The organism is Lujinxingia vulgaris, from assembly GCF_007997015.1.
In the GTDB taxonomy this organism is placed as follows: Bacteria; Myxococcota_A; Bradymonadia; order Bradymonadales; family Bradymonadaceae; genus Lujinxingia; species Lujinxingia vulgaris.
Genome location: NZ_VOSM01000009.1, coordinates 74,349 through 100,396, shown reverse-complemented (window position 1 = coordinate 100,396; position 26,048 = coordinate 74,349). Strand labels below are relative to the sequence as shown.

The 26,048-nt window shown below is 61.5% G+C and carries 21 protein-coding genes; 15 read left to right on the top strand and 6 right to left on the bottom strand.

Features of this window, described 5'->3' with window-relative positions; translation table 11 throughout:
- Positions 1 to 29: 29 nt before the first annotated feature.
- From FRC98_RS16320 to polX, 6 genes are all read right to left on the bottom strand, one after another.
- Positions 30 to 1,073 (bottom strand): TadE/TadG family type IV pilus assembly protein, encoded by a 1,044-nt coding sequence (locus FRC98_RS16320; protein WP_146982516.1) that lies wholly within the window; start codon positions 1,071 to 1,073, stop codon positions 30 to 32.
- 258 nt (positions 1,074 to 1,331) lie between these two features.
- Positions 1,332 to 2,435: a hypothetical protein gene (locus FRC98_RS16315; protein WP_146982515.1), complete on the bottom strand. Its 1,104-nt coding sequence runs from the start codon at positions 2,433 to 2,435 to the stop codon at positions 1,332 to 1,334.
- 127 nt (positions 2,436 to 2,562) lie between these two features.
- A complete protein-coding gene (locus FRC98_RS16310; protein ID WP_146982514.1) occupies positions 2,563 to 3,354 on the bottom strand; it encodes a hypothetical protein in 792 nt (263 codons plus the stop codon).
- 8 nt (positions 3,355 to 3,362) lie between these two features.
- Complete coding sequence (locus FRC98_RS16305) at positions 3,363 to 4,205, bottom strand: hypothetical protein (protein WP_146982513.1); 843 nt, start codon at positions 4,203 to 4,205, stop codon at positions 3,363 to 3,365.
- Positions 4,206 to 4,301: 96 nt separating this feature from the next.
- On the bottom strand, positions 4,302 to 4,808 hold the full coding sequence (tpx, locus tag FRC98_RS16300; protein WP_230467695.1) for a thiol peroxidase: 507 nt from the start codon (positions 4,806 to 4,808) through the stop codon (positions 4,302 to 4,304).
- Positions 4,809 to 4,923: 115 nt separating this feature from the next.
- A complete protein-coding gene (gene polX / locus FRC98_RS16295; RefSeq protein ID WP_146982511.1) occupies positions 4,924 to 6,648 on the bottom strand; it encodes a DNA polymerase/3'-5' exonuclease PolX in 1,725 nt (574 codons plus the stop codon).
- Between the two features lie 486 nt (positions 6,649 to 7,134).
- Here polX and speD point away from each other — a divergent pair, with 486 nt between their 5' ends.
- The 15 genes from speD (at position 7,135) to FRC98_RS16220 (ending at position 25,976) form a co-directional block, all read left to right on the top strand.
- On the top strand, positions 7,135 to 7,542 hold the full coding sequence (gene speD, locus FRC98_RS16290; protein WP_146982510.1) for an adenosylmethionine decarboxylase: 408 nt from the start codon (positions 7,135 to 7,137) through the stop codon (positions 7,540 to 7,542).
- 159 nt (positions 7,543 to 7,701) lie between these two features.
- Entirely contained in the window at positions 7,702 to 8,547 is an 846-nt protein-coding gene (gene speE / locus FRC98_RS16285; protein ID WP_146982509.1) for a polyamine aminopropyltransferase, read from the top strand.
- A 292-nt stretch (positions 8,548 to 8,839) separates the two neighbouring features.
- Positions 8,840 to 9,814 (top strand): hypothetical protein, encoded by a 975-nt coding sequence (locus FRC98_RS16280; protein ID WP_146982508.1) that lies wholly within the window; start codon positions 8,840 to 8,842, stop codon positions 9,812 to 9,814.
- 132 nt (positions 9,815 to 9,946) lie between these two features.
- Positions 9,947 to 12,214, top strand: coding sequence for a tetratricopeptide repeat protein (locus FRC98_RS16275; RefSeq protein WP_230467707.1), 2,268 nt, complete (start codon positions 9,947 to 9,949; stop codon positions 12,212 to 12,214).
- Between the two features lie 29 nt (positions 12,215 to 12,243).
- A complete protein-coding gene (locus tag FRC98_RS16270) occupies positions 12,244 to 15,957 on the top strand; it encodes a tetratricopeptide repeat protein (RefSeq protein ID WP_146982506.1) in 3,714 nt (1,237 codons plus the stop codon).
- The gene (locus tag FRC98_RS16265; protein WP_146982505.1) at positions 15,954 to 17,285 is read left to right on the top strand and encodes a tetratricopeptide repeat protein; all 1,332 of its coding nucleotides are present in this window, start codon (positions 15,954 to 15,956) and stop codon (positions 17,283 to 17,285) included. Before FRC98_RS16270 ends, FRC98_RS16265 begins: the two co-directional genes overlap by 4 nt.
- On the top strand, positions 17,278 to 17,526 hold the full coding sequence (locus FRC98_RS16260) for a hypothetical protein (RefSeq protein ID WP_146982504.1): 249 nt from the start codon (positions 17,278 to 17,280) through the stop codon (positions 17,524 to 17,526). Before FRC98_RS16265 ends, FRC98_RS16260 begins: the two co-directional genes overlap by 8 nt.
- Before the next feature lie 262 nt (positions 17,527 to 17,788).
- A complete protein-coding gene (locus tag FRC98_RS16255) occupies positions 17,789 to 18,430 on the top strand; it encodes a MotA/TolQ/ExbB proton channel family protein (protein WP_146982503.1) in 642 nt (213 codons plus the stop codon).
- Positions 18,431 to 18,547: 117 nt separating this feature from the next.
- Positions 18,548 to 19,210: an ExbD/TolR family protein gene (locus tag FRC98_RS16250; RefSeq protein WP_146982502.1), complete on the top strand. Its 663-nt coding sequence runs from the start codon at positions 18,548 to 18,550 to the stop codon at positions 19,208 to 19,210.
- Positions 19,211 to 19,266: 56 nt separating this feature from the next.
- Complete coding sequence (locus FRC98_RS16245; protein ID WP_146982501.1) at positions 19,267 to 19,878, top strand: ExbD/TolR family protein; 612 nt, start codon at positions 19,267 to 19,269, stop codon at positions 19,876 to 19,878.
- 176 nt (positions 19,879 to 20,054) lie between these two features.
- Positions 20,055 to 21,449, top strand: a complete 1,395-nt coding sequence (locus tag FRC98_RS16240) for an AgmX/PglI C-terminal domain-containing protein (RefSeq protein ID WP_230467694.1) — start codon at positions 20,055 to 20,057, stop codon at positions 21,447 to 21,449.
- Positions 21,450 to 21,645: 196 nt separating this feature from the next.
- Positions 21,646 to 22,245: a hypothetical protein gene (locus FRC98_RS16235; protein ID WP_146982499.1), complete on the top strand. Its 600-nt coding sequence runs from the start codon at positions 21,646 to 21,648 to the stop codon at positions 22,243 to 22,245.
- Positions 22,246 to 22,300: 55 nt separating this feature from the next.
- Positions 22,301 to 23,617, top strand: coding sequence for a hypothetical protein (locus FRC98_RS16230; protein ID WP_146982498.1), 1,317 nt, complete (start codon positions 22,301 to 22,303; stop codon positions 23,615 to 23,617).
- A 59-nt stretch (positions 23,618 to 23,676) separates the two neighbouring features.
- Positions 23,677 to 24,300, top strand: coding sequence for a polysaccharide biosynthesis/export family protein (locus tag FRC98_RS16225; protein WP_146982497.1), 624 nt, complete (start codon positions 23,677 to 23,679; stop codon positions 24,298 to 24,300).
- Between the two features lie 215 nt (positions 24,301 to 24,515).
- Positions 24,516 to 25,976 carry a protein kinase domain-containing protein gene (locus FRC98_RS16220; RefSeq protein WP_146982496.1) on the top strand — a complete coding sequence of 487 codons (1,461 nt, stop codon included), beginning with the start codon at positions 24,516 to 24,518 and terminating at the stop codon, positions 25,974 to 25,976.
- Positions 25,977 to 26,048 lie beyond the last annotated feature (72 nt).

Genomic DNA, 26,048 nt, shown 5'->3' with positions numbered 1-26,048 from the left:
GGCGACCCGGGCAGGGCAAACCGGGAAACTTAGAAGAGATAGGGCTCAGCGCCGCCGCCGCCGGGTAGCATTCGTGGGAACTGCGTGCGGTCCGGTGAGGGCCGTTGACGTTCAATCGAGAGCACGCGCGTAATCGGGACGTGATATCCCTCGCGTCCTGCGCGTTCATAGTTCTGACCGAAGAGTCCGGCCACCAGCGGAAACGCGTTGAGGTGGTGGTAGGTGGTCGTGACTTTGAGCAGGGAGTTGGAGGCGGCGTCTGGCTCAAAGCTCACATCGATCGAGCCGTACGCGCTGGTGAGCTTTCGCACGGTGCGGTGCGAAAATGCCGCCGTGTCGACCGCTGAGACAAAGTCGATTGGGGGATTGAGCCCGGCCATCTCGTCGGCGAGTCGATCGCCGATATTGCGTCCCTGATAGCCGGAGTCGGCTACGGGCCAGGGAAACTGCGAAGCGACGAAGATGCCCCGATTCTCACTGTAATCGCTCGAGGATGTGGAAGGCTGCGCGGCGTACTCGCCGGGAACTACCGGCGCGACGACGCTCGCGGCCTGGATGACCGCTTTACGCTCGATCTCGTCGGGACCGACGGGTTCTCGCTCCCAGATCCATACGGTGCGCGTGGCCTGAAAAGCGGCGACGGTGGTGAGCATGCTCGCGATGTTGAGCACCGCGAACTGAGCCAGCCCGAAGATCAGAAGCAGGAAGATGGGAAAGACGACGAGCGTCTCAAGAATAACGTTACCCCGGGCGCGCACGATTGTTCGGGAAGGCCTGGGACCCCGGGCTTTGCGCTCCTGGCGTGTGATTTGAAACCAGCTCCAGCTCAAATAGAGCATCGCCCAAAAACATGCGGCCAGGCCTACGTGAACGAGGGTCTCCAGGCTGAAAATGGCCTGGTGGATACCGGCCTCCCGCGCCTGAAGCGCCAGCCCGATTGTGCGTTGACTCACAAAGGGGAGAGCCATGATCAGCGCTACCGAGGCGATGCCGCCCAGATGAATCAGGATGCGGGCACCGCCCAGGAGCAATCGCGGTCGGGATTGTACCGCAGCTGTAGGTACGAGGTTCATGGCGCGTTCCGTGCGAAATGGATGAAGCAACAGGGTATCATCAAATGCAATCAGTATGCCACTTAGACTGAGCGGTTAGGGAGCGTAAGATCTTGTTTAGAAGTGTGTCACTTTGACACGGTTGTGGCGTAATGCCCGCACTTTCGGACGGCAGACGTGAGCGAGTCGGCGAAGCTAAGCTGCAGCGTTAAGACAGCATATAAGAAAAAAGCCCCCTGACCGCAAGGTCAGGAGGCTGGGGCTCGTTTTACGCGGGGATCAGGGGGCCGAGGGATAATCGGGCAGGGGCTGGAAGCCGCCGGCGGTGACGTCGTCGCCGGTCGACCACTGCGCGATCTGCGGGCCTGGATCACCGGCGGGGAAGCCGTAGAGGACCCAGAAGAGGTGGTCGCCGGCGCTGCCGCTGACTTCACCGTCGACGAAGCTACCGTTGGCGTGCTCTCCGGTGAAGATGTTGCTGAAGTCGGAGAAGATGCGGAACTGAGCCGCGCAGTCGCCCGCCGAGTTCCCGAAGTTTTCGGGATAGTAGTGGATGAAGGTGTTTTCGACCTCCGGGGTGAAAACGATGCCCTGGTAGGATTTGGGAAGCAGGCACTCGGCTTCGGCCTCCGGGTCACCGCCGGCGTCGGCGATGCACGTGACGACTTCGGCAGAGGGCGGGTCAGTGGTGACAGTGCCCGATTGGAAGTCGACGCGCGGGAAGTCCACAGTACCTTCACGGCCAACCCAGACCGGGATGAGCACACCTTCGCTCTCTTCTTCTTCGGAGCGGACCAGGAAGAAGTAGGGATGGTCTCGGACCGCGGTCAGGAAAGCACCACCGCGGGGATCGCTGGGCAGGTAGCCGCCGGTGGCGATATCGTCGAAGCGAAAGCCCGACATGAAGTTGTACTGACCCAGGTTGGCCGAGGGAGTGGAAAGGGCGTTACCGAAGACGATGCGGCAGCCCTCCGAGATTGAGCGCACGTGGCGGTACATCTGCAAAAGCGCGCCCTGACCCTGTCGGCGGATCAAGAAGAGCGTGGCCGTCTCATGCGGGTAGAGCGACCAGGCCTCGGCCGGAAGCTCAATCGGGGTGGGGGAGCCGTCAAGCAGCAGGGTGAAGCCGCCCGGGAGGCTGCGATCAAATGCCACCGGCTCGCCATTGCCGACATCGAGGGTCGACTGACCAAAGGGCAGCGAGTTGACCAGCGCGCCGGTGGGCCCGTAGAGGCTCATCTGAGCGCTGCCGGCGTAGCCGTTATAGATGTGGAAGTAGACGACTTCGTCGCCCACCTCACCATCGCCGCAGCCGAACTGCAGGGCGAAGATCGTCAACATCAACGTGGCGAGGCGTCTGGTTACGCGAGACACTGGCGTCATTACAGCCCTCAAAAGCATGCAAGTCATCCCAAAAGTGGCAACGTGTTGCTCTACTGCCGCATACAAACCCGATGAGCCGGAAGCGTAACCCGTGGGCTCTGGCGGTGTCAATCCGGCAGTGCGTAGCTCAGGTGTCGAAGCTCACTGGCCCGACGGTCAGTGTGCCGTGATGGCCGCAGAAGGGGACCTGAGGATCGGAGGGGCCGGAGGGGCCGGTGCGCGCCTCAAAGAGCTGCGGTCCGACCTGAAGCTGGGCGCCATCGGGAAAGGGCGACTGCTGAAGGAACATGGTGGAGGCGATGTCCATCAGGCGGAAGTAGGCCGCGTTTAGGCCGTTGTTGTGACGCGTCTCCAACTCGGGGAGACCGAAGAGGGTGAGCCCGCGGGTGATCATCCATTCGTCGTCGTTCCAGGCGCTGACAAAGAGGTTGATCACGGCGTCGGGCTGGTTGAAGTCCATCGAGAGGTGGCGCAGAAGCGCCGGAGGGTGAAGCTGGACGCAGGCCGGCAGAAAGACCGCCGGTGCGCCGGCTTCGACCGCGGTGGTGAGCAGGCGCGCGAAGGAGGCCGCAAGACGGCGCGGATCCTTATCGGCCCCCTCAAGCACCAGACGCCAGATGGCCTGCTGGTTCTCGATCTGATGGACCTCGGCGGCGGCGAAGGGATGTTTGGCGGTAGGCGCCAGGTCGACGAGCTCCGGGATGGGCTCGTCGACCTTGAGGGTCACGGTGTGACCGCTGCGCAGCGTGATGGTGCCGCGTTCGCCGGGAACCTCCCAGGCGACGTCGAGATCTTCGACCCAGGTCTCCTGATGAACTTCTCGCAAGAGCTCCAGGCCATCCTCGCCCCAGGGAACCGGGAGGAGGGCGACAAGGGAGTGCATATCGGCGGCTTCAGCGCGGTGGGGTTGTGAACTCATAGGTGTCTTCAGGGGGAAGGGGGGCGATCGAAGCGGTAGAGTTCGATCCGGTCGGGGAGCTCGTGCATCACCGGCGTAAAGTCCGGTCCGTCGGCGCTCCAGCGGGTGTTTTGGAGGTTGGTCAGGGAGAGTGATTTGTCGATAAGCAGCAGCGCGGTGTCGTCGGGGGCATTGAGTGCGAGGGGGGCGCTGCCGTCTTTCGGGTTGAGAAGAGGAGTACGTGCGATGTGGACGCCGCGGTGGGTCCAGCGGAACTCCTGCCAGGGCTCCTCGGGGGAGGGGCGCCAGCGGCCGTCGACCAGCGCGGTGAGGCCGTCGAGCTCGGAGGTGGGAACACCGGTGAGGTTGATGATGTCGTCATCCGCCGGGGTGAGCAAAACGTGCATCTCGCAGTAATCGCCCGGCGGGGGGGCAATGCCGCCGACCATGCGTGTGGCACGCGCCGGGCCCAGGAGATCTTCGACGTAAGGGGTGCCCTGACGGGTGGCGGAGCTGGGGACGTGGGCGTGGGCGGTGGGCAGCAGAAGATCGTAGAGTGTTGCCCCCAGCGTGTTGGTCGGAGCGCAGAGGTGCAGCTCGACGGCGGAGGTCACCACCAGAAGTCGTGTGAGCACCGCCTCCTGCCCATCAGGCCCTTCGATGCGAACCTCGCCTTCAGGCCAGTCCTGGCCGTGATGATGCAAGTAGCCCATCGAAACTTCGATCTGGGGCGCGCGTTTGCTGGCGCGGGCCTCAAGTTCGCGGATGGTCTGGTCGGTGCCGTCGGCGGGTGCACCCTCACAGCCGACCAGCAACGCGAGCGCTACGAGCGAGACGAAGGCGGTAAGGGAGCCGGCGTGGGGGAGAGGCATGATGGGTTCCTGCGAAGACTACGGGGCAGCACTGACGCCGAAAGGCCGCGCTGGTGCTAGCGCGGCCTTTCGGGGGTGTCAATGTGGCGAAAACGCTCAGGCGCCGGTGACGATCGCCCAGGCGTCGTCGTAGTCCGGCTCAGTGGCGATCTCCGGGACAAGTTCCCGGTAGAGAACCGTGCCGTCTTTATCGATCACGAAAACGGTACGCGCGAGCAACCCGAGTTCATCGATCACAAGCCCGAAGGACTCGCCGAGCACGCGATCTTTGTAGTCCGAAAGCGTCTTCACGTGGCGGATGCCGGCCTGTTCCGCGAACCTGTCCAGGGCGAAGGGAAGATCGCGGGTGACGAACCACAGCTCAAAGTCGGCGTCGTCGCCGGCCTCGGCCAGGCGAGCCTCAAAGGTGCGAAGTTGAGCGGCACAGACGCCTGTGTCGACCGAAGGGGCGGTCGTCAGCAGGATGCGCTTGCCCGAGGCGCTGCTCAACGCGAGCGACTCACCGGGATTTTTGTGGACATGAAACTCGGGGGCCTTTTCACCCACGGTGGGCGGAGTGCCGCTGAGGGTGACCGGGTTGCCTTTGAAGGTGATGTTCGTCATCCGTACTCCAATCATTCAAGAGAAGTCTGGTAAGCGATGTGGCGAGGTCGTTGCAGCGCGGTCAACATGCGCACCGCGAAGCTCTCGGCAACCCGATTCTCGACAGCCATTTTTTTTAATGAAGCGAGGGGCGAGTAGCTTTCAGCAGATCATCGACGCTCAGCGTATTTAAGATGGCGTCGGGGCCAAGCCAGGCGCGGCGGGCCTGCTGGACGGCAAAACGCAGATCTTCCAGCCCGGTGGTGGAGTGAGCATCACTTCCCATAACGAGCATCGCGCCCTGGCGGTGGGCCTTTTCGGCGAGCTCCGCGTTGAGATCGAGTCGCCCGCTGCTGCCGTTGAGCTCCATGGCCACGCCGAGCTCCACGCAGGCCTCGACCACCGCGTCGAAGTCGTAGCGGTAGCCGTCGCGCCCGCCCAGGATGCGCCCGGTGGGGTGCCCCAGGCAGGAGAGCAGGCCGGTGCGCATGCCTTTGAGAAGGCGCTCGGTCATCTGGTCGGGCTCCAGGTTGAAGTGACTGTGGACGCTGCCCACCACCCAGTCGCACTCGGCCAGCAGATCGTGATCCATATCCAGGCTGCCATCTTTGAGGATATCGACCTCGATGCCGGAGAGGATGCGGATGCCCTCGACCTGCGAATCGGCCTGGCGAATGCGCGCGATATGATCGCGGAAGCGCTCCGGCGTCATGCCATTGGCCACGCGCACCGCCTGGGAGTGGTCGGTGATGACGATGTAGTCGTAGCCGAGCGCTTTTGCGGCTTCGGCCATCTCTTCGATGGAGTGGCGGCCGTCGGTCTCGGTGGTGTGCATGTGCACGTCGCCGCGGATCTGCTCGGGCTCCACCAGCACAGGCAGGTCGCTCTTCTCCGCCGCCGAGATCTCGCCGCGTCCCTCTCGAAGCTCGGGGGCGATGAAGGGAAGGCCCAGGGCTTCGTAGAGATCCTCCTCGGTGCGGGAGGCGATGGGCGTGTCTTCGCCTTCTTTAAAGACGCCGTACTCACTCACCCTCAGGCCCTGACGCTTGGCGCGGGTGCGTAGCTCGATGTGGTGTTCTTTGCTGCCGGTGAAGTAGTGCAGGGCGCTGCCGAAGACGTCGTCCGTCACCGTGCGAAGATCGACCTGGATGCCGTTATGAAGGCGCACCGAGGTCTTGGTGTCACCGCTGACCAGGACCTCCTTGACTTCTGCCAACGCCACAAAAGCCTCGTGAATCGGTGCCGGGTCGTCCGTGGAAACGAGCAGGTCGATGTCACCGATGGTCTCCCGTCCGCGGCGCAACGAGCCAGCGATCGCGACTCGAATGGACTGGGGCAGGGCGTCGAGTTGATCGCGAAGCGACTCGGCCACGCGTCGGGCCTGCGGCAGCGGGGCGCGATCGCCTCCCTGGGCCAGGCGTTCAATCTCAGTGAGAACTTTTTCCTCGGTTTTTGCGCCCAGACCCTTAAGCTCTCGAAGGCGCCCGGCCTCGGCGGCCTCTTTGAGCGCGCCGAGGTTGGAGACACCCAGCTCGTTGTACACCAGCTTGATGCGCTTGGGCCCGAGCCCCTGAACTTTGAGCATGTCGAGAAGCCCGGGGTCCAGGCGCTCAAGCAGCGCCTGGTGGATATCGCAGGTGCCCCGCTCGCGGATCTGGCGAAGATCGCTGGCGATGCTTGAGCCGATGCCTTTGAGGTCTTCGAGCTCACCGCGCTCGATGATCTGATCGAGCTCTTCGGGGAGCGTCTCCACGGTGCGTGTGGCGTTCTCGAAGGCGCGGATTTTAAAGCGGTTTTCGCCGCTGATCTCCATTAGTTGGGCGATTTCCTGGAGGACGCGGGCGTAGTCACGGTTGTTCATCAGCAGACTCCAAACAGAGGCAATGCGGGCCCGGGCGGAGGGATCGCCGCCGGGCAGGCAAAATTTGGGGCAAGATAGATGCTTTGGGCTTGATTTTCCACGCGAAGATGTTAGTAATTGCGGCCCGCTTTCGGGCGGTGAATTTTTCGGTAGCGACACCCAAACTCTGTCAGCAGGTCCCGGAGCCGCACGCCTCACTTAAGCGGGCGTGGCACAAGCTCGACGTCGGGAGACGAAAGACAAGCTGAACAGGGGGCGAAGCCAGTCTTCAGGGTATGCCCTCGCCAGGCTACGGCTGGAGACGCGAGTGAACTCACACCACGGTGATTTATGCGCACGATGGTAACGAACTTCGCTCTGGACCAGGCTCCGTTGGCGAGGTCGCTTCGAGGCGAGTCCGATGACTAGCTCATCGGCTCGAGAGATGCCGAGAAGGGACCAACACGGAGCGTGGATTCGGAGCGACCATCCACGAGGTAAAACGAATTGGAAGCTCTCGGACGTCAACTGATCCTCGAGTACTACGGGTGCCCTGCAGAACGACTCAACGACGCATCGTTCGTCGAAGAGGTCATGGTCGCAGCGGCTGAAAGCATGGGTGCCCATATTGTCTGTGTGAACTTTCACCAGTTCAACCCCCACGGTGTCAGCGGGGCGGTTGTGATCAGCGAAAGCCACCTGACCATTCACACCTGGCCTGAATACGGCTATGCGGCCGTCGATGTGTTTACCTGCGGTACGGTCATCGATCCGTGGGAAGCGCACGCCTTCCTCAAAGAGCGTTTCGGGGCGACCCGTGAGAGCACCGTGGAGTTTCGTCGCGGCTGCTTCGATGTGGCTCCGGGCACGTTGCCCTCGGCCTACGGCGTGACCCGCGAAGATCTCGACAAATAAGTCATCACAATCAGCAGCGCGTCTGCGGCAGCTCACCCGGGAGGTGGCGAGTCGTGGCGCGCTTGAGGTTCGGGCTGTGCCAGCGCTCACGCCCCGGGTGTGTCTGTCCGGGGTGTGGGCGGGCCTGTGCGTGCGCCCGCGCCCTTCAAGGAGAAGATCATGGCCAAGATCGTCTTTCGCGATCCCCTTAATCGCAACACCATCACCGAACATACGGTGAGTGAGTGGCTGTTCAGCCAGGAGACGCCCTACCAGCAGGTCGACGTCTTCCGCACCCCGGAGTTCGGTACGGTGTTGGCACTCGGGGGCGTGATCAACGTCTCGGAGCGCGATGAGATCGGCTACCACGAGATGCTGGCGCATGTGCCGCTCTTCGCTCACCCGAACCCCCGTCGTGTGCTGATCATCGGCGGTGGTGACGGCGGGACGTTGCGGGAAGTGGTCAAGCATCCGCAGGTTGAAGAAGCGGTGATGGTGGAGATCGACGAGGTGGTCGTCGAGCAGTGCAAGAAGCATCTTCCGCAGGTCGCCAGCGCGTTTGACCATCCAAAAGCCGAGCTCATTATTGGCGACGGCCTGGCGTATGTGAATGAGGCCCCCGACGCTTCGTTTGATGTGATTCTGGTCGATTCGACCGATCCGGTGGACGCGGGTGTGGTGCTCTTTACGCCGGAGTTTTACGCGGCGTGTCACCGGGTGCTTCGCGCCGACGGCATCCTGGTACCGCAGAGCGACTCGATCGTTTACCAGCCTGCGCGCGTGGCCGGGGTGGGCAAGATGCTGCGCGAGCAGTTCGAGCGGGTTGATTTCTACACCTCGATCGTGCCGACCTACCCGGGCTCGCTCTGGGCGTTTGCGTTTGCGTCGAAGGGGCCGCACCCGGTGGAGGGGCTGGACTCCGAGCGGATTGCCGCGCTCGATGATCAGCTCTCGTATTACCACGAAGATCTGCACCGGGCGGCGTTTGCGCTGCCAAAGTATCTGCGTGACCAGCTTCGCGGTTGAAGCGCGGGGCCAGTCGGCGTAGGTTGGCCGGCCCGGAGTGCTGCGCGCTCCGGGCCGGCTCTTTTCTTGACGCGTTCGGCACTTCGTCAGACGCTGGAGGGACGATGGGGGCCAGGCAGGTGATGAATACTGCCCGGCAGTGGGGCGTCAAAGCTCGGGTCGGGGCTCTTGAGATCGCCCGGTAGGTCAAGTAGTCTGCAGCCGATTTGATGATGAGAAACCACGCTTGCGTGGACGCGTGGCGGGGACGTGCATGCGTGACCGAGATAAAATCGACGTGAGGAAGCCGTTTATGCAACGACGAATGTGGCCTGGCGTGATCCTTTTTGCGTTGCTGTGGTGCGTGGCACCGGGCAGCGCCGTGGCGCAGCAAGAGAACGAGCCGGCGCCGGTGGAGGAGACGCAGCCGGCGGATGCGACGCCGCAAGAGGCAGCGCAGGGGGCGGAGGGCGAAGCGCCCGAAGAGGGTGAGGACCCCGAAGCGGGTGCGCCCGCCGAGGGGCAGCCTGATTCGGCCGATGCCGACGCCGCAGCTGGCGAGTCCGAGGAGCAGGCCGCCGCGGAGAGCGAGGGGGCGGCGGAGCCGGTCATCGGACCGGGCGGTCGCGAACTACGCACCGACTACCCGGGCACCGAAGAGTCGCTTCAGGCTCGCATGGACACCGATCGTATTGAAGGCATTGAGATCCCTGATGGCGAGAGCCCCGAGGAGGTCTATGATCTTCGGGTGCGCGACCTTGAGACCAAGATCGACGACCTCAAGGAGCGGGTCTTCCGCTCCAAGAGCCGCATTGTCCTGCTCAAAGAGACTATCCTCAGCGGTAACCTCGCGGGCAGCCGCGCGGTGATTCGTTTCGAGAACGACCTGGGCTCGGCCTACAACATCCGACGCGCGCTCTTCAGCGTGGATGGCTCGCAAATCTTCAACGAGCTCGATCGCGACGGCAACCTCAGCCGCGCCAACGAGCTGGAGGTCTTCAGCGGCCCGGTCAACCCTGGCACGCGAACCGTCTCGGTGAACCTTGAGTTGCAGGGCAGCGGCTACGGCGTCTTCTCGTATGCGCGCGGCTACGAGTTCGATCTTCGTTTCTCGTGCAACTTCACCGCCGAGGAGGGCCGCACCACCGTCGTCACCGTGCGAGCCTACAAGGGCGGCAACGCGTTTACCGCCCACGAAGATCGTCCCGATGGGGTCTGTCAGGTGACGATGGTCGAGCTTAACCTCGAAGACCTGGACGAAGACCAGGCCGAGGCGGCCGGCGAGTAAGCCGGAGAAGTGGGAGTGTGCAAGCGGCACGCTCCAATGCAGTGGTGCTCGATTCGAGGTCGCGCGATGCGATTAAGGTGTTGGCAAGCGATGGTTCATCCTGTCATGACAGCCCGGAGGATGGTGGCGATAATGCTTCTGGGGGCGCTCTGGCTGAGCGCCCCGCAGGCGCATGCTCAGGAGGCCATCGCTGCCTCCACGGCGCGCGAGCGCGTTGAGCAACTCGACGCCCAGATCGACGAGCTGGAGGAACGCTATTTGGTGCCAGCAGTCCTCGAGAGCCGTTTTCGTCTGGAGACGCGCTTTAACGACGCCAAGGTGGCCTACCTGCTCGGAGACTTTCCGCGCGCCAGCGTGCTTTTTGTAGCGGTGGTCGACAACAAACAGGTGCGCCAGTTCGACAGCTATGGCGAGGCCCTCTACCTGCTGGGCGACAGCCTCTACCAGATGCGCAGTTTTCGGGCGGCGCGCACCTTCTTTCGGCGAGTTGTGGAGCTGGGCCCGGGAGGGTTTTACCAGCCGGCGATTGTACGCCTCCTGGAGATCGCCGGCGAAATCGGCGACTACAGCGGGGTCGATGCGCTCTACGCTCGCCTGGACAACCTCGAAGAAGTGACGCCGGCGCTGCATTACACCCGCGGCAAGACCCTCTATCAAGAAGGGCGGTATCGCGCGGCCAGGCCCTGGTTCCAGCGCGCCGCCCGCGATTCGGAGTACGCGCTGATTGCCCGCTATTTCGAGGGCGTTACCCTGGCGGCCGATGGCGACATCGCCGAGGCCCGCGAGGTGTTCACCGGCCTGGTCGCTCAAAACCCCACTACGCCCGAAGACAGCCGCGTGGTCGATCTCGGCCATCTGGCTCTGGGCCGCCTGGCCTACGAGGAGCAGCAGTTCGATCTGGCGATCGACCACTACCTGCAGCTTCCACGCACAAGCCCATATTTTGAGCGTTCGCTCTACGAGCTGACCTGGTCGCTGGTGTCGAAGGAGAGTTATCAGGCGGCGCTTCGCAACCTTGATATTCTGCTCATCTCCGACCCGGACCCGCGTTTTGTGCCCGAAGCCAAACTCTTGATGGCCGATCTCTCCATGCGCCTGCGCCAGTACGATCAAGCGCGGCTCTGGTTCAACGACATCATTGCGACATTTACGCCGGTGCGTACCGAGCTGGTGAGTTTCATCGAGTCGCAGCCCGACCTGCAGAGTTTCTTCGTGGAGCTCGTCCGTCAGGACCTCGAGGGCCTTCGCCCGGACTACATGCCCGAGATGGTCTCGGAGTGGGTCGAGGGCGAGCCGTTGATGGCCGACGCTCGCCAGCTGGTGGCGGACGGATCCCTGACCCAGGCCGATATCGATGAGGCTCAGAAGGCCCTCGCCGAAGTCGAGCAGATGCTCTCGTATGGCTCAAACATCGAGGCGTTCCCGGTGCTCTCCGAAGGCTGGAAGCGGGGCATCGCGCTTGAGGCCGAGCTGATTTCATTGGAGGAGCGTCTGGTCGGAGCAGAGCTTGAGGGGGCCCGTGAGGTCCTGGGGCCCTCGGAGCGACAGCGTCTCGCCACGTTGGAAGCCGAGGTCGAGACGTTGCGCGTCCAGCACCAGAGCGGACCGCAAACCCTGGACGAGTTGCAGAGCCGCAACAGCGCCATCCGCGAAGACTTCGGCCGCCTCAACAGTGAACTTGAGCGCGTCGCCTTCGACATTGAAAGTCTGCAGGTAAACCTCGACGGAATCGACACCTACCTTCGTCAAAATCCGGTAGAGAGTTTCAGCGCCGAAGACCGCCAGAAAGTGCGCCAGATCCGACAGGACCTGCGCGAGGAGGTACGCAGACTGGAGGAGGAGCACGCAGGCCTGAGCCAGGAGATCGTTGCGGTGCAGCGTCAGTTCGGTGCGCGCGATGCCACGCTCGTGCAGCAGCGCGAGGCACGTGAGGTCTACCACCGTCGTCTGATGGAGCTCGGCGAGCTGATCGATGAGCAGCGCGCCCGACTGGCAAGCTCCAGTCGTGGTGATGCGCTGGCGATCGCCGAGCAACGTCGCCGCCTTCCCGAGCTTAAGGCGCGCCTCAATACGTATTTTCAGGGCATCGATCAGGTCATCGAGGAGCGGGTCGTCGATATTCGCGCTACCGTGGAAGTGGAACGCCAGGAGCTGGCCACCTATCAGCGGGAGCTCGACGCCTGGCGCTCCGAAACCGAACGCGCCGTATCGTCCATCGCGCTGTGGAACTTCACCCGGGTTGATGGTGAATTCGACGCGCTGATCCGGCGCGGTCACGTGGGACTGCTCGATGTGGGCTGGCAACGAAAGGAAGATGCCACGCGTGACATCAACCAGCTCTTCGAAGATCGCTCCACCGAGATCAATGTGTTGCGCGAAGCATTTCGCGAGGTCCGGTGATCATGGGCCTGAGAGCAGTGAGGCAAAAGATGGCTGAATCGTCACACCTGAGACGTCGAGGGCGCACCTCAAGCCTGTTGGCGTTGCTCTGCGTTGCGCTGATCTCCGCCGGAGAGGCGCGCGCCCAGGACCCGGTAGACGAGGAGCTGCGCGAGGCCGACGTTGAGGTCGAAGCCCCCGATGCGCAGGAGACGTCAGAGACGGAGACGGAGGGTGATGAGCCTTCCGACGCGTCGTCCGATGAGGAGCAGGGCGCAGCGGAGGCCGCTGAGGAGGAGCGCCCGCTGGGGGCTCCCGTTGAAGAGAGCGAAGACCTCGAGGCGCAGAGCGAACTCGAAGCCCCACGCTCCTCCGATCCGGCTTTTCGCCAGGCGTTGAGCGACTACAGCGACGCTTACGAGCGCTACGCCACCGCCATTCAAGACTATCAGGACACCATCAACGGCATCGTAGAGGCGGAGTTCAATCGCCGGCTGGCCGAGATCAACCGGGCCTACGACTCGAAGATCCGCGCCGGTGAGGTCATTGAGCGCGAGCGTCGCGTGGAAGCGATCGCCTCGTTCGAGCAGTTTCTGGTCGATGTCCCCAACGATCCCGACTACACGCCTGACGCGCTCTTTCGCCTGGCGGAGCTGCAGTTTGAGAAGGCCAACGACGATTACCTGATGGCCGATGAGGGCTATCAGGCCGAACTTGAGCGCTACGACCGCGGGGAGATCGCCGACGAGCCGGCCCCGCCCCAACGCGACTTCCAGACCAGCGCTGCGCTCTTTCGACGCTTGATCACCGACTGGCCCGACTACCGCTCCGCCGATGGCGCCTACTACCTGCTCGCCTACGTTGAGCTGCAGATGGGACGCCCGGATGTCGCGCGCGATCTCTGGGCCGAGCTCATCGTGCAGTACCCGGAGAGCCGCTTCGTCAATGAGTCTTGGCTGCGCATAGGTGAATACCACTTCGAGTACGCCGAGGCCGAAGGCCCCGACCAGATCCTTGAGAATCTCAACTTGGCGCGCCAGGCCTATGAGAACGCCATGGATACTGAGGGCAGCGCCTTCTACTCCGAGGCTCTCTACAAGCTGGCGTGGACCTACTACCGGCTGGGCGACTACCACCAGGCGATCACCAACTTCAAAGAGCTTGTCGAGTACAGCGATGAGGTCCAGCGCCGTACCGGCCGCTCCGGCGCCGCGCTGCGCCAGGAGGCCGTGCAGTACATCGCCATCAGCCTCGCCGAAGAGGATTGGGACCTGGGCGAGGAGGACTACACCCAGGAGTTCGATCCGGATGCGGATCCGATGATGGATCGGGTGCGCCAGTACATCTCCAGCGGTCAGCCTTATGAGCGTGAGGTGATGGCGCAGCTGGCCGATTACGTCTTTGAGCGCTCGAACTTCACCCAGGTCGTCGAACTCTACGAATACATGCTCGAGCAGTATCCGCAGCATCGCGACAACCCCAAGATCCACGAGCGCATCATCGTCGCACTGCACCGTGACGGGCAGCCCGAGGCGGCGTTCGCTGTGCGCCGCCAGATGCTGGAGTACTACGGCCCGGAAAGCACCTGGTTTGCGTACCACGAGCGTCTGGGCAACGAGGAGGCGCTGCGCGGTGCTGACTCACTTGTTCGCGATAACCTGCTCACCGCGGCGACCTGGTACCACGAGCAGGCCCAGAACCTGCGTAACGAGGCGCTCGTACGTCGCGATCCGGCTCTGCTCGCGCTTACCGAAGAGCGCTACGCGATGGCTGCCGACGCCTACGAGCAGTTTTTGCGTCGCTATCCCAACGATCGCGAGGTCTTCCAGTGGAACTTCTTCTACGCCGAATGTCTTTATTATTCGGCTCAGTACGAAGAGGCCTTCCAGCAGTATCAGGTGGTCCGCGAGCTCGACATTGCGGACAACGAGTATCAGGAAGTCAGTGCGTTCAACGCGATCAAGGCGTTGGAGTTTATGATCCGCGATCAGGTTGAGCGCGGCGAGTTGACGCCTACGGCGATGGCCGGTGCCAACATCGATCAGGCCCGCGAAGCCGCCCAGGAGCTTGAAGGGCAGCGCGAATACGATGAGTCCCGCGGTGACCAGGCGATTACGGTGGAGGGTGAGCCGGTTCCGCCGCTGGTAGAGCGCTTTGTGACCGCGATGGATCGCTATGTGGTACTTCGTCTGCAGAACAGCGAAGACGCCTTCCTGGGCGCGAAGTTCGCCTTCCAGGCGGCCAAGGTCTATTACGACTTCCAAAACTACGAAGAAGCTCGTCGCCGCTTCGCCTGGGTCGTTGAGAGCTACCCGGAGCACGAGGTGGCTTACCTCGCCGGTAGTTTGATCCTGGAGAGCTTCCGCGACGAGAACAACTACGCGGCGATGGCCGAGTGGGCTGATCGTCTTGCGGAGGTCATCCGCGGCGAGCAGGCCGAAGCGGTGCGAGCTGAGGTGCGAGAGTTCCGCCTCGGTGCGCTCTTTAAGTCCGCAGAAGATCTCTACGCGGCCGAGAAGTACGAAGAAGCCGCCGAGGAGTACCTGCGGCTTGTTAACGATGCGCCCGACCATCAGTACGCGCCCAAGGCGCTCAACAACGCGGCGGTCGCCTACGAGGTTATTCGTAAGTTCGACTCGGCGCTGCGTCTCTACGAGCGCGTCTACCGCGAGTATCCTGACGACAACCTCGCCGGCTATGCGATCTACCGGGTGGCGGTGAACTCTGAGCAGTTCTTCGAGTACGAGAAGGCCATCCAGCACTACCAGCTCTTCTACGATCGCTACCGCGGCGAGAGCCCGCCTGAGTTGGCGGGGATGGGCTTTGATATTGAGGACCGGCGAAAGACCTCGCTGATGAGTATCGCTGTGCTCAACGAGAGTCTTCAAAACTACGAAGAAGCAGCCCAGACCTACTCGGAGTACTCACGCGTTTACGTCGAGGATGAGAACGCCGCCGATGCGCTCTGGAAAGCTGCCGAGGTGTGGGAGAAACACAATGCGCTCGACCGCATGGTCGAGACGCTCGAGCGTTACATTCAAATCTACGGCGGGGCTGAGGGACAGGAGGAGCGCTCGATGGAGGCGCGCCTTCGCATCGCCCAGGTCTACGAAGATCGCGGCGATACCCGCCGCTCGGCGCGCTGGTACACCGATGCGCTTGAGACCTTTGAGCGCCTGGGGCTCGAAGCGCCCAACTACTTCGCGGCTCAAGCCCAGTTCATGCTGGTAGAGCATGAGTTCCGCGAGTGGGAGCAGATCACGATCGAAGGATCGGTGGCGCAGCAGGGGCGGATCCTGCAGCGCAAGATCGAGGAGTTGCAGGAGCTGGCCGCGGAGTACGGGAAGGTCTTCGGTTACCGGAGCTTTGAGTGGACGCTGGCGGCCAACTACCGCATCGGCTATTTGGCGCAGAGCCTTGCCGAGTCGCTCTACGAGGTCCCGATTCCCTTCGATGAAGACTCCGACGAGTACTACATCTACCAGGGCGAATTGGAGAATGTGGCGTATCCGCTCGAAGAGCAGGCGATCGAACGCTACGAGCGCACGATCGCCGAGGCCCGAAACGCCCGGGTGGTCAACGAGTGGACCAAGCGCACCCTGGAGCAGCTTAACCGCTACCGACCGGCCGATTACCCGCTCTTCAAAGAGGAGCGTCGCTTGCGGGAGGGGATCGCGACACAGGGGATCCCCTACCTTACCGAGGAAACGTATCAGGCTCGCCAGGAGCGCGAGGAGCCCGGTGCCGAGGAGGACGCGCAATGATTAACCTGCCTCGCAAGACACGCCAGGCGATCGGTATCGCAGGCGTACTCCTGGTCACATTGAGCGCGTGCTCGAGTGGTGAGCCCAAACCCGACGAAGTCCCGGTAGAAAGCGAACTTCCGGGGCCGACGGGCGCCGAGTCCGACGACCCCTCGGCGCCGGAGCAGGCCGGGCCGACCCCCCGGTCCCAACCGGATCCCGCCGAGGTTGCCGGTCATGTTCAGGCACGCATCGATGCGGCGCTCTCGCGAATTGAGGAGGGCGACCGCGCCACAGCGATCGATATCTTGACCCAACTCGTTGAGGAGCCCGAGGGCGGCTACCTCGCTGCGTTCAACCTCGGCGTGCTCTATGATCGCCAGGGTGACGGAGAGAACGCCGTTCGCCGTTATGTGCAGGCGCTCCAGCTTGAGAAAGACTTCTCCCCGGCGTTGGTCAACCTGGTGCGTCTCTACATTCGTGCCGGGCAGATCTCGGAGGCCGACGCCGTCGCCCGACGCATGATCGACGCGAGCCCGGAGAATCTCGATCACCGAGCGGCACAGCTTGAGGTGACGATCGCCCAGGGCCGTTACGAAGATGCGGTACGAGGCGCGCGCGACATCCTTCGAAAAGATGAGCGCCACGTTGAAGCGATGTTTCAGATGGCCCGCGCCAACGTGCGCCTGGAGCGCTACGAGCTCGGGCGATCGATCCTGACAAGCGCTCTTAAACTCGCACCGGAGCGAGCGGATCTCTACTACCTCTTCGGCGTCATCGAGTGGGAACTCGAAAACACCGACGGGGCGATCGCTAACTTCGAGAAAGCCGTCGAGCTGCAGCCCTTCTTTCCCGAGGCGCGCAACAACCTGGCGGTGCTCCTGCACGAAGCGGGCGACTACCCCGGGGCGATCGCTCATCTTCAGAAGGCCGTTGAAGACTTTCCGGAGTTCAAACAAGCCTACGTCAATCTGGGGAACTCCCTGAAGGGCGCGGCAAAGTACGGCGAGGCGGAAGAGGCCTTTAAGCGTGCGATCGCCATCGACAGCGCATTCGCTGATGCGCACTTCAACCTGGGGATCCTCTACCTGGAGAGCGAAGTGCCGGGCTACGAGGAGATCGAGCGCTACACAAAGGCCATCGAGTCCTTCAACGCCTACCGCACCGCGGCACGCGATCGCCTGAGCGACAGCGATCCCGTCAACGCGTACATCAACGAAGCCAACGGCGCGATTGAGCAGGCGCGGGCGCGAGAGGAAATGTTGCGCCGCCAGCAAATGCTTCAACAGGAACAGTCCGAGCCCGAAGATGGTGATGCGTCCAATGAAGACGGAGGAAACGATGCGTAATGTGTCCAAAACGATGGGCTTTGCACTGCTCGCGGCTGCAATCGTCACGATCGGATCGCCGGGCGACGCGTCGGCTCAGCAGGCGATCTTCGAGTTTGATGAGATCGTGGTTGAGGGACGTATTCAGAAGCCTGAAGCATTTTATATCATCCAGGCGGCCAACCTCAGCTACGAGCCAGTCGATCCCAAGCCAACCTTCCTTCCGGAGCTTCTGGAATCCGTAGAGGAGGAGCCCTTTTAAGGGATCGTAACATCGCGTTAAGTGGCGAATTTTCGCGGGATTCTCGCGTTGCACAGGCGCAAAAAAGCGCTTTGCTGGCCCAAATTCTTTGTGTTATACCTTCATCCCTCAGTGGGCGCTTTCAAGCAGGTCCACCGGCGCCATGGGGCGTCAAGGCTCGGCAAGCCAACAGGGTTTCCGAGACCAAAGTTCGCACGTAGGTCACTTCGAAAAAGCATTGCCGAGCAAGCTACAATCACAACACGTACGGAGGTAATCGGACATGGCTGCGATCGCTGAAGCCTTTCGCGACGGTGGGATCTGGATGTACTCCATCCTTCTTGTCAGTGTCGTCGCGCTGGGCGTGACTCTTGAGCGTTTTTTCTTCCTTTTCTTCAAATACAACATGAATGCGCAGGCGTTTATGGCCCAGATCCAGAAGCTGGTGATGGCCGATAACGTCGACCGCGCAATCAAGTTGTGCAACGCGGCCCCCTCGCGCGTGGTCCCTCACGTCATCAAGGCTGGTCTTACCCGCGCCAACAAGGGCGAGGTCGAGATTCAGAACGCGATGGAAGAGGCCACCCTGGAGATCGTGCCCAAAGTTCAGAAGCGCACCCAGGCGCTGCTGACCATCGCTAACGTCGCCACGCTGATGGGTCTTCTCGGTACCATCGTCGGTCTTATCGAGGCTTTCGAAGCTCTCGAGACCGCGACCCCTGAGAACCGCCAGCGCATGCTCTCTCGCGGTATCGCGATGGCGATGAACACCACCGCCTTCGGTCTTATCGTGGCGATCCCCACGATGGTTGCGCACCTTCTTCTCTCCGGTGTCACCAAGAAGATTCTCGACGACGTCGATATGTACAGCGTCAAGCTTGAGAACCTCCTTGTGACCCGCGGGAAGGGCGGTCCGGTCGAGTGAGTGTCCTCCGTGTCCGGTAGAGTAACGGGGCGCCCATAGCTGGCGCCCCGTGCTTTCCCGGCCATCGGCGAACAGTCGCATAAGTAAGTACGTCTAAGATTTCGTTAAGGAGGCCAGATGGCTCGCCGACCGCGTGAGGAAATCGAGGTAAACCAGGATCTCAACCTGGCACCGATGATGAACCTGGTCATCATCTTGATTCCAATGCTTTTGCTCTCTGTCGTCTTTATGGAGGTTAGCGTCATTAACGTGACGATGCCTCTTGGTGGTGCGACGACGTCGGATCGCACGGAGCCCGAAGAGGACAAGCAGCCTCTTAACCTGGCGATCAGTATGACGGCTCAGGGCTTCTACATTACGGCTGCTGGAACCAAGATGCAGCCGATGCCTGGCTGCCCTACCGGTGGACCCTCGATTTGTCTGGAGGATGACTCCATCGATCCTGCTGCTCGATTCGAAGAGTCTCGTCGACTCTACGCCTCGGGCGACAAGATTCGCGGTGAAGAAGTGCTGCTGGAAGGACTCAGCGCCTACAACTACCGTGAGCTTTACAACCGTCTCTCCACCATCAAGAATGAATTTCCGGAAGAGACGACCGTCACACTGACTGCCGACGCGGAGCTTCCTTTCGCGCTGACGACTCGTGTGATGGACGTGGTGCGCTTCCGCCTTGAGGAGGACTCGTACGATTCGAACGAGGACTTCTGGGCTGCTAAGCCGCGTACCGAAGGCGACACCTATTCGATTCTCTTTGGCGACCCGGCTTTCGGTGTTCTCTAAAAGAGCAGTCGACCTGAAAACTCGCAAAAGAAGAACTCATCTTACGAGTGTGATCCATGGCAGATAATCAACAAGGTGGCTTCGGTCACGACGACGAAGAGTGGATCAAGGCGCAACGCGCTCGTGATGCGAAACGCGCAAAGAGTGCTTCGCGTCGCAAGTCGGATAAAGAGGCCAGTCTGAACATCAACTCGTTGATGGACATCCTGGTTATCATGCTCGTCTTCCTGCTCAAGAGCTACGGGGAGGAGCCGCTTAAGGCGATCGACGAGGACCTCAAGGTTCCTCAGAGCGCCTCGCAGCTGGCCCCGGAAGACTCCACGACGGTGACGGTGACCCGTACCGCAATCCTGGTGAACGATAACCTCGCGGTCGATGTGAAAGACGGCGCGGTCGATCCCAGCCAGAAGAGCGGCGGCGGCGAGTCGGGTATGAGTATTACCCCTCTGCTCGACGAATTGAATAGGGCGGTTGAGCAGAAGAAGAATGAGCAGCGTCTTCTTCAAGAGGACTATGTCCCGGAGGCGACGATTATCGCCGACCAGACCACGCCGCATCGCTTGATGCTCGAGGTGCTCTTTACCGCATCGCAGGCACAGCTGAACCAGTTTCGCTTCGCGGTCATTAAGTCGACTTTCTCATCGCTTGGTGGTCAACCCGCCAAATGAGGCCAGATTTAATCTCCTGCCCTTTTCTACCGGGGCATCGCCACGAGTATCGAAGGGCAGGGGATGGATCGGATGGACCTCGTCGTTTAGGTTCGCGAGACTTGGCGTAGGAAAATTGGCGGCTTTGACGAGGGCGTGATTGCCTATCGATGTGTCAGGCTCCGAGGAAACGCACCATGGCAAAAGCATCCGGTCGAAAAATCTTGAGGGTTGGATTGATCCAGAACGAAAAGGTTCTGGAAGAGCGCCTTCTCCGAAAGGAGGAGACGGTTTCGATCGGCTCCGACTATAAGCGCAACCTCCTGGTGCTGCCGGCATCAAACCTTCCGAAATCTTTTGCGCTCTTTGAGCCGGCCGGTGGCAGCTATACGCTGCAATTTACCGACAAGATGGAGGGGCGGGTCTCGCGTGGCGGCTCGGTGCAGTCGTTTGAAGAGCTGCGTTCCAGCGGGGTCGCCAAGAAGAAGGGCGATGTCTACCAGGTCAAACTCGACGCTACGATGCGCGGTCGAGTGGTGATCGGGGAGGCGACCGTCCTTTTTCAGTTTGTGACTCCCCCGCCGGTGCGTCCCGCGCCGGTACTGCCTGCGTCGATGCGCGGCGGATTTATGTCGAGCATCGACCGCCCTCTGGCGATGCTTCTCTTGCTCTCAGCGCTGATCCAGATTGGATTTGTCGTCTTTGTTGAGAACCAGGATTGGCCGGTTCCCGAGGAGACGGAGTTTCGCATTCCCGATCGCATTGCGCGGATCATGGTGGAAGAGAAGCAGGACGAGCCCGAGCCAGAAGAGATCGAGCTTGAGGAAACTGAAGAGGGGGAAGGGGAGAATGAGGGCGAGGCTGCTCCGCAGCAGGCTGAGCCTGCGCCCAGCAAGACCCCTGAAGAAGTGGCCGATGCGCGTCAGGAAGAGCGGCTTCGCCTGACAGAAGAGGTGCGTGATGCAACCGTGCTTCGCGTTCTTACGGCCGATGGTGAAGGCGGGGAGTCAGCGATTGCTCGCGTGACCGACAGCCTGCGAAACCTGGGCGCTGATGAGGCATTTGCCGGCTCTTCTCGTGTTGAGTACCAGGCCGGTGGTGGCGACCGTCTGGCGCTGGGCCGCGGTGATAGCGAGGCCGATGGCGTTGGTACCCGTGCCGATATCGGCGAGATCGGATCGACTAAGGGAGCGTCCAAAGCAAAGGACGGTGTCGATACCGGCAAGCGTGAAGAGACGACGGTGCGCGCACGGCCTGTGCAGATTCAGAATCCGGATGACGCCATCGGCGGAACGCTTGATCAGGCGGCAGTTTCTCGCGCGTTGCGCCAGATTCAGCGCAATATCCAGGACTGTTATGAGCGTGAGCTTCGTCGAAACAACAGCGCTCAGGGTACGGTGCGCGTTCTGGTGACGGTCTCTGCGGCGGGCTCTCGAGGACGCGTCAGTGACGCCAAGGTTGCAGCAGACGGCGTCGGCGGTGGCGTCGGTCAGTGCGTCGCCCAGGAGATTCAGCGTCGTCTTCGCGTCCCCGCTCCAGAAGGGGGCGACTCGATGTTCACCCTGCCTTTCGTGTTTTCGCCGGGCGGCTGATCGTCGGCTGCGGGCGGGGGGGAACGCCCTTTCTTGAAGGGCATGCATGTGATCTTATAATTAATCGGAGACGATCACGACGACGGGGGATACCCGCTGCGAATCTGCAGAGAGTTGGGAGCCGTCGTAACTGATCGGGCCGCGCAACGTGAATTGACGATAGGGCGCGGATCGATCCTAGATCCCAGGATATGGCATGAACACCACGATGCGATGGGCGACGATGTTAGGGCTCTCGTTACTACTTGTCGGGCCGAGTGCGCTGGCTCAGCAAGACGGTGATGGTGAGCGCCTCCTGACCGATTTCAACGATCGCAACGGCGGGGGGGTTATTGACGAAGATCTCGACAATCTCTCAGCAGGAGAGATGGGTGAGCGAGCGGCGAATAAGATCGACGCGATGCGCGTCACTCTCGAGAGTACCACCCAGTTGTTGGATAGCGCGCGTGATGAAGAGCGCGATATTCTGAAGATTAATTGTGTGAATGAGAAGTTGGCTTCGATCAGGGGCTTTGTGAAGGTCAGTGAGCAGAGCTACGTCAGTCTCTCGGACAGCGTGGCTGCCAATGACCTTGAGGCGTCCAAGCACCATTACACGCTGATCAGCATCGCCGGTCAGCGCGTCTCCGGATTGGGAGAGGAGGCGCGAGTGTGTGCCGGGCAGGAACTTCGTTATGCCGATGATGCGGTTCTGGAGGTCTCAGTAGACCCCGGGATCGGATCTCCCGACGAGGAGTTCCTGGGCGACGAGCGTGATGTGCTCGATCGCCTTCCGGAGCTGACCCCCTATCAATAAGCCGGTTGGGACGCATGATGTGCTGCGTCCCACGTTCAGATAGATGAGAGTGCCCATGACGGGACGATGGATGAAAGCGGCCGCGCTCTGTGCGGTGGCCAGTGCAGTGCTCTTGACTTCGCCCTCCGCTGCGGCGGAGTGGGGCGATGGTGTGGGGGGAGGCAACCTGCGCCTACACCCGGGGGTGACACTCGGGGCGGGGTTTGATTCCAACCTCTACTACTCATCGAGTCGGGAAAGCTCGAGTATCAAACAGGTTCCCGAAGGCTTTGTGCAGCCGGGGTTGAGGCTCGAGACACTCGATCCGGGAATGTGGGATATCAACGGGGACGCGTCTGTTGGTTGGCGGCAGTATTTGAGTTCGGAGGAGACCGTAGCCTCTCAGAGCGGTCTGTCGGCGAACCTGGGCGCGAACCTGACATGGAACCCGCGCGGTGCGGTGAGTCTGCGTCTGTCCGAGACTTTCGTGCGCACCAACGAGGCTCCGAGCTACGAGTCCGCCGACGCGGTTAATCGTATCTTCAACCGTGCCGGCGTGATGCTTGGTTTTCACCCGGGCGGACGAGTTCTCGAGACCTATCTGAGCTACGACCTCTCGCTCTATCGCCATAATCTCTACCGTGAACTCGATCGTTACACGCATCATATCGGGTGGAACGGACACTGGTCGTTCCTGCCCAAGACCGCGCTTGTGGCATCGGCGGATTATCGCCGTATTAACTACGCCAGCCCGGTTCAGGGCGGCCCCTCCGGTGAGGTCATCAGCGCGGATGGTCGGTTGTTGAATACCAACAGTAACCCTTTGCGCTTGTTGGGTGGCCTGCGGGGCTTGATCACGCAGCGCGTCAGCGTGGGGTTGCAGGCCGGTTACGGGTGGGGTTTCTATCAAGACCCGAACGGGCCCGATTTTCAGGGCCTGTTGGTAAAGGCGGAGGCCAGCTATCAGTTCGGTCCGGTCAATCTTGATAGCCGCATTCGTGCGGGCTACCAGCGCGACTTCGCGGACTCGACGATCGGGAACTTCTACACCTACCATCGCGCGCTGGTCGGGTTTCAGCAGGGTTTGGTCGGGGGGCGTCTGAAGTTAGGTTTGGAGGCAGACGCGCAGATGCGAGATTACGCTGACCTCGGCGTGCGTCAGGTTCAGACTCAGGACAACGTGGTCACGATCCCTGAAGACCTCTCCGACTTGCTCTTCGGTGTGAAAGGTGAGGCATCGATGGAGCTACGTCGTGGCTGGGATCTGGGCCTGTCCTACCGCTTTGTTTCCAACTTTACCGATAACGTCGTTCAGGTGGATGGTCCGGGGGAGAGTTCAGTGCGGGACTACCAACGTCACCATGTGGTGCTGACGACGACGCTTACGTATTAATCAGGGCGCATTGGTGTTGCAGCCGCGGTCCCTGGCCACGAAATCCGGGAGAGTGTCCTGTGAGAAAGGTTAATGGGTGTGTGCCCTTTCTGGCGGTATGTCTCTTGCTGGCGGGGCTGCTGAGTGGGTGTGCTCACGAGCGTGTTGATCCGGCTTATCTGGCGCTGGTTGAGCAGCAGGCCGAACTTCCGCCTACCGGCGAACTCGGTCCCGGCGATCGATTTTTGCTGAGAGTCTACGGGGAAGAGGCGCTCAGTGGTGAGTTTACTGTCGGTGCCGACGGGACCATCAACTATCCGCATGTGGGGCGCTTTAAGGCCGAGGGGCTGACCTGCACCGATGTTGAGGTTCAACTCACGCTGGGGCTCGGGGAGAAGTTTCTCAAAGAGCCCAACGTGCAGTGCACGATTGTTGAGTACAACTCCAAGCGTATTTTCATCTTCGGTGAAGTCCGAGAGCCGGGGACTTTTCCTTATAAAAATAACATCAGCATCATCGAGGCCTTTGCGCTGGCCGGCGGCTTCAACGAGCGCGCGAGCACCAACAACACCAAACTTACGCGTGTGGTTGACGGTGTTGAGATTCAGGTCCGCGTGCCGCTTCAGGAAATCGTAGAGGGGCGTCAGCGCAACCTCAGGCTCTTGCCCGGCGATATTATATTCGTGCCTGAGTCTGCGTATTGAGCCAGGCGTCGTATTGAGCCGGGCATCAAGGCGCAGAGCGCGGCCGCTGGCGCGACGTTCTCTCCGCGATTTGAAGTCGTAAAGCCGAGCTGTCTACTATCTGATCAGGGGACTGATGAAGCGTGCACGGGTGAAGTCATTCACTCGTGTGCGTGCCTGACGGTAGGCATTGCCGCTCTGAGCTGGCTGCATTAGGCTTGGGCTCTCATGACAGCATGCAAAACGCAGGCGCGGAGAGTCGAGTAATGAGTGAAGGTACCGTCGGAGCGACGCCGCCATCGGGGGCCACCGAGGATGAGTTTCTCGAGGTGGTTCGAGAGCGGTACGGGTTGATTCGTGTGCTAGGAGAGGGTGCGCTCGGGCGAACCTATCTGGCACGAGACCTGGACGCCGATGAGAGGCTTGTCGCGGTAAAGGAGCTCTTGCCGAGTCGCATGAAGCGCTGGAAGGACTACGAGCTCTTTCATCGTGAATGCGAGATGTTGCGCAGCCTCGAGCATCCGGGGATTCCTCGATACTACGCGCACTTCACGATCGAGGATGAAGAGGCCGACGCGCCTGATCGGCTCTTTCTTGTTCAAAGTTATATTGAGGGGCGAAACCTCCAGGATATGCTGGATGAGGGGTATCGTTTTGCCGAGGACGAGGTGCGCGATGTCCTGCGTCGAACCCTCGAGGTGCTCGACTACCTTCATCGGCTTAACCCTCCGGTGATTCATCGCGACATTAAGCCTGCCAACCTGATGCTCCGGTCGGATGGTTCGCTGGTGGTGATTGACTTCGGGGCGGTTCGTGAGTCGGTGACAGCCGAGGGGTTGGGTTCAACGATCGTGGGGACGTTTGGCTACATGCCGCCGGAGCAGTACGCGGGGGCGGCGCGTGCAGCAACGGACATCTTTGCGTTGGGCGCCAGTGCTGTTCAACTTCTCAGTGGGACACCGCCCGGGGAGCTTTTTGACGGGCTGCATACCTTCCGGCTGCCGGATGACCTTCCTGTGACGATCGGGCTGGAGCGGGTGCTCCTGGCGATGACGGAGCCGGAAGTTGAGCGACGCATGCAAAGTGCCGCAGCGGTCCTCCAGGCGCTTGAGGATGAGTTTTTGATGATCCCGCGGGAGACGGTGGTCGGACGACTTCCGGTGCCTCACGAGATTCTGCCGGCGCCGCGTCCCTTCCCGGGCTTTTTCTTGCGGGACGCTTATCTAGGCCGAAGTCATCTGGGGGTGGTGGTGGTCAACATCATTGCGTGTCTTGCCACCTTGAGTTTTCCGATTGCGGTATGGATGGCGGGGATGGTGGGCTTTGCGGTGCTGGGGGCCTTCGTATTTTTGTGCACGCTTGGTATGGCGCTGGCCGCATGTGGGCGAGCGTTTCAAGACATCTCGGTGTATCGCGCGGGAGAGTATACGCTGGGTGAAGTCACCGGGCGCTTTTCCGATCTTGGCGGGGGACGGTCCAGCGGGGTTCATCTGACGTACCGCTATCCGGTGAATGGGCGTTACATTTACGGGAGTCTGGCGACGGGGGACAGGGCTTTTGCCGGTCTGAAGCCCGGGGATCCCCTCGGGGTGATCTACCTTGCGGAGACTCCCGAGGAGCATGTGATGTACGCGGTGCCTGCGACCTGGTCGAAGCGTCAGGAGAACTCCCAGCGTCGGTTGGCGGTGGAGAGCTAAGGCGCGTTTTGCTTACGAGGCGTCTGGCGTGGGTGTGAGAGTGGGCATAGAAAAGCGCTGCCGGCAGTTGCC

Excerpts from the sequence above, each read along its gene's own strand:
- FRC98_RS16235 (WP_146982499.1), top strand. The coding sequence starts at position 21,646 with ATGAACACCACGATGCGATGGGCGACGATGTTAGGGCTCTCGTTACTA.
- FRC98_RS16270 (WP_146982506.1), top strand. The coding sequence starts at position 12,244 with ATGGCTGAATCGTCACACCTGAGACGTCGAGGGCGCACCTCAAGCCTG.
- FRC98_RS16230 (WP_146982498.1), top strand. The coding sequence starts at position 22,301 with ATGACGGGACGATGGATGAAAGCGGCCGCGCTCTGTGCGGTGGCCAGT.
- FRC98_RS16255 (WP_146982503.1), top strand. The coding sequence starts at position 17,789 with ATGGCTGCGATCGCTGAAGCCTTTCGCGACGGTGGGATCTGGATGTAC.
- FRC98_RS16315 (WP_146982515.1), bottom strand. The coding sequence starts at position 2,435 with ATGACGCCAGTGTCTCGCGTAACCAGACGCCTCGCCACGTTGATGTTG.
- FRC98_RS16220 (WP_146982496.1), top strand. The coding sequence starts at position 24,516 with ATGCAAAACGCAGGCGCGGAGAGTCGAGTAATGAGTGAAGGTACCGTC.
- FRC98_RS16275 (WP_230467707.1), top strand. The coding sequence starts at position 9,947 with ATGCTTCTGGGGGCGCTCTGGCTGAGCGCCCCGCAGGCGCATGCTCAG.
- tpx (WP_230467695.1), bottom strand. The coding sequence starts at position 4,808 with ATGACGAACATCACCTTCAAAGGCAACCCGGTCACCCTCAGCGGCACT.
- FRC98_RS16280 (WP_146982508.1), top strand. The coding sequence starts at position 8,840 with ATGCAACGACGAATGTGGCCTGGCGTGATCCTTTTTGCGTTGCTGTGG.
- FRC98_RS16265 (WP_146982505.1), top strand. The coding sequence starts at position 15,954 with ATGATTAACCTGCCTCGCAAGACACGCCAGGCGATCGGTATCGCAGGC.
- FRC98_RS16250 (WP_146982502.1), top strand. The coding sequence starts at position 18,548 with ATGGCTCGCCGACCGCGTGAGGAAATCGAGGTAAACCAGGATCTCAAC.
- FRC98_RS16305 (WP_146982513.1), bottom strand. The coding sequence starts at position 4,205 with ATGCCTCTCCCCCACGCCGGCTCCCTTACCGCCTTCGTCTCGCTCGTA.
- FRC98_RS16320 (WP_146982516.1), bottom strand. The coding sequence starts at position 1,073 with ATGAACCTCGTACCTACAGCTGCGGTACAATCCCGACCGCGATTGCTC.
- FRC98_RS16245 (WP_146982501.1), top strand. The coding sequence starts at position 19,267 with ATGGCAGATAATCAACAAGGTGGCTTCGGTCACGACGACGAAGAGTGG.
- FRC98_RS16240 (WP_230467694.1), top strand. The coding sequence starts at position 20,055 with ATGGCAAAAGCATCCGGTCGAAAAATCTTGAGGGTTGGATTGATCCAG.
- speE (WP_146982509.1), top strand. The coding sequence starts at position 7,702 with ATGGCCAAGATCGTCTTTCGCGATCCCCTTAATCGCAACACCATCACC.
- polX (WP_146982511.1), bottom strand. The coding sequence starts at position 6,648 with ATGAACAACCGTGACTACGCCCGCGTCCTCCAGGAAATCGCCCAACTA.
- FRC98_RS16260 (WP_146982504.1), top strand. The coding sequence starts at position 17,278 with ATGCGTAATGTGTCCAAAACGATGGGCTTTGCACTGCTCGCGGCTGCA.
- FRC98_RS16310 (WP_146982514.1), bottom strand. The coding sequence starts at position 3,354 with ATGAGTTCACAACCCCACCGCGCTGAAGCCGCCGATATGCACTCCCTT.